General features: G+C 55.4%; 6 protein-coding genes. 3 read left to right on the forward strand and 3 right to left on the reverse strand.

The genetic code is table 11. From position 1 onward, the window contains the following. Positions 1-101: 101 nt before the first annotated feature. The 3 genes from AB9K34_RS03820 to AB9K34_RS03830 form a co-directional block, all read right to left on the reverse strand. Positions 102-470, reverse strand: a complete 369-nt coding sequence (locus tag AB9K34_RS03820) for a type I restriction-modification system subunit M N-terminal domain-containing protein (RefSeq protein WP_369953111.1) — start codon at positions 468-470, stop codon at positions 102-104. Between the two features lie 116 nt (positions 471-586). Further along, positions 587-883: a hypothetical protein gene (locus AB9K34_RS03825; protein WP_014881195.1), complete on the reverse strand. Its 297-nt coding sequence runs from the start codon at positions 881-883 to the stop codon at positions 587-589. A 4-nt stretch (positions 884-887) separates the two neighbouring features. After that, positions 888-1310 carry a helix-turn-helix domain-containing protein gene (locus AB9K34_RS03830; protein WP_014881196.1) on the reverse strand — a complete coding sequence of 141 codons (423 nt, stop codon included), beginning with the start codon at positions 1308-1310 and terminating at the stop codon, positions 888-890. 138 nt (positions 1311-1448) lie between these two features. Here AB9K34_RS03830 and AB9K34_RS03835 point away from each other — a divergent pair, with 138 nt between their 5' ends. From AB9K34_RS03835 to AB9K34_RS03845, 3 genes are all read left to right on the forward strand, one after another. Next, positions 1449-1655, forward strand: coding sequence for a hypothetical protein (locus AB9K34_RS03835; protein WP_036558979.1), 207 nt, complete (start codon positions 1449-1451; stop codon positions 1653-1655). 15 nt (positions 1656-1670) lie between these two features. Further along, positions 1671-1907, forward strand: a complete 237-nt coding sequence (locus AB9K34_RS03840) for a hypothetical protein (protein WP_369953112.1) — start codon at positions 1671-1673, stop codon at positions 1905-1907. Beyond that, positions 1907-2222 (forward strand): hypothetical protein (locus tag AB9K34_RS03845; protein ID WP_369953113.1); only part of this gene is annotated, 316 nt, incomplete at its 3' end. The genes AB9K34_RS03840 and AB9K34_RS03845, both read left to right, overlap by 1 nt.

A 2222-nucleotide genomic window follows, 5' to 3' on the forward strand; every position in this document is an offset into this window, starting at 1 on the left:
CGTCGGCATGCCCGCCTCTTGCTCCTTGATCATCCCGATAATCTGCGCCTCGGTAAAACGGCTCTTTCGCATTCGTCTGCTCCTTCAAGGTTGGGCAGACTCTACATCATGATGAGGGATTTCGCGGGGGGCAGGTCACCGCCCAGGGCTTTGTTGAGTTTGTCGCCGATGTTCTCGTGCGCTTCGTCTACCAGGTGGCCAAATCGCGATTGCGGCGGAACCCAGAACGTGCCGCTGCGCCCGTACCAAACCTTGTTCTCAGCTTCTTCGGCGGCCTGCTCCGGGGCCACGCCGCTCGCGATACGTTTTTGCACCACCTCTAAGCGGGCCTGTTCGAACACGTCCGAACAGCGCTTCAGGAAGAGCATCCCGAAAATGTACTCTTTGAATTCCGAGGCATCCATCTTGCCGCGAAGGATATCTGCAGCGCTAAAAAGGTGACGCTCCAATTGGGCGAGTGTCAGTGGCATCTACTGGTATTCCTAAGTTGGCGCGTGCTCAGAGCGTGCAAATGTACAAATTTCGCTGGCGTACGCCGCAGGACGGGCCGCAGAGGTATCAATGCGAGGGGCTTTAATGCATCGTGTCATTCTTCAATCAATTTTTTGAGCTGACGGTCTGCAAGCCGCAACGTGATGACGGAACCCGAAAGAATGGGCACCAGAATTCCAGATAGTGCTACCGCAAAGATGGCCGCGCCGGATATCAACGTAAAATCATGAGGCTGCCCCCCAAAACTCAGCCTTAGGAAACCGATCAAATAGAGTGCGCTGGCAACCAAGAGTACCGTATTGAGCGGTTCCAACGGCTCGACTGCGTTGCGGCGTGCACGCTCCAGTGTTGCGCGCCGAAGTTTCTTCCAGTTGTCGCTTGGCTTTTGCATCGGCTTAATCCCTTACCAGTTCGATCCAAGTGTGAACGTCATCATCTCTGACTTCCCGCCCCTCGAGATGTGACTGATACCAGCGCGCGACGATGGCCCCGCGCTTCTCACTTTTGATCTTTATGTTTTCTTCGTTGAGGTGCTGATCGAGTGAGGTCTCAATCTGTTTCAAGGCTTCAAAGTCATGAGATGCACGGACTGTCTGCGTTCCGAGCAATATCCACGCAGCATCTACTTCAAACCGGTCTGACATCGCGACAAGCGCCTCCACAGGAAGACCCCGTTGGCCCTTTTCGTAGCTGTGATAGGCGCGATGTGAGACGCCAATCGCCTCCGCCATTGCTGTTTGCGTCAGGCCTACTTCATTGCGCGCGATAGCAAGGCGCGCGCCCATAGCAATGAAAACTGATTTTGCGTCCTGCCGCATGCAAGGTTCCCTATTGACGAAATCGCCATAACGAGCGAAACTGCACGAAATGACGCATTTCATGCCCTTAGATCATCTGAGCATGTCATAAGGTGCAGAACAAGCGATTCTATTCATATCCAGAGATGGAGGCCGAAATTGACCCAGGAACGCCTGCTTTCACCCAAACAGCTCAGCGAGATCGTTGGGCTCAGCCCTGCGCAAATTCGCGCGCTGATGAACACCGGCAAACTGGAATTTGTGGAGATTTCATCGAAGACCAAGATGCTGACGATGAGCGGCTGGGAGCGATTCCAGAAGAACGCGACCAAGGTCAAAAGGGCCGAGGGCTCGGTGGCGAATTGACGGGGGTGTCTGGTTATGGCGACGACCAATCTCAATATCAGCGTGATCGACAAGCGCATGCTGAAGCAGTCTGAGGCCGCGAGTTATGCCGGGTTGCCGGTGAAGCACTTCAAGGCGGCTTGTCCCGTGCGCCCCGTTGAGTTGAAGCAAGGCACGCTGCTTTGGGATCGCCGTGACCTCGATCTCTGGATCGATGATGTGAAGTTCGGGGCCGTGACCGACACCCGCGACACCATTCTGGACCGCCTTTGATGACACAGGTGCGGGTCAAGGGTTTCAAGATTTTCAAGGACCGGCACGGCAAGCAGCGATGCTACCACCGAGAGACCGGCCACAAGGTTGACCTGACCCACGCACCGATTGGTTCTGCCGAGTTCTTCGCCGAATGCGAGACGATCCGCGCCATCGCCGAGGCACAGCGAGCGAAGGCAGGATCTGGAAATGATGGTGTGGATGGCTCCCCCGACGGCATCGCAATGTGCCATGCTGGTGCTGTCAAAGGACCAACAAAGGAATGGGAGCCATCCACATGGAGATTACAACACTCGGGATCGATATCGCCAAGTC

Source organism: Sedimentitalea sp. XS_ASV28 (assembly GCF_041224545.1).
Lineage (GTDB): Bacteria > Pseudomonadota > Alphaproteobacteria > Rhodobacterales > Rhodobacteraceae > Sedimentitalea.

Coding starts and splice junctions, on each gene's coding strand:
- AB9K34_RS03820 (WP_369953111.1), bottom strand. CDS start 470: ATGCCACTGACACTCGCCCAATTGGAGCGTCACCTTTTTAGCGCTGCA.
- AB9K34_RS03825 (WP_014881195.1), bottom strand. CDS start 883: ATGCAAAAGCCAAGCGACAACTGGAAGAAACTTCGGCGCGCAACACTG.
- AB9K34_RS03830 (WP_014881196.1), bottom strand. CDS start 1,310: ATGCGGCAGGACGCAAAATCAGTTTTCATTGCTATGGGCGCGCGCCTT.
- AB9K34_RS03840 (WP_369953112.1), top strand. CDS start 1,671: ATGGCGACGACCAATCTCAATATCAGCGTGATCGACAAGCGCATGCTG.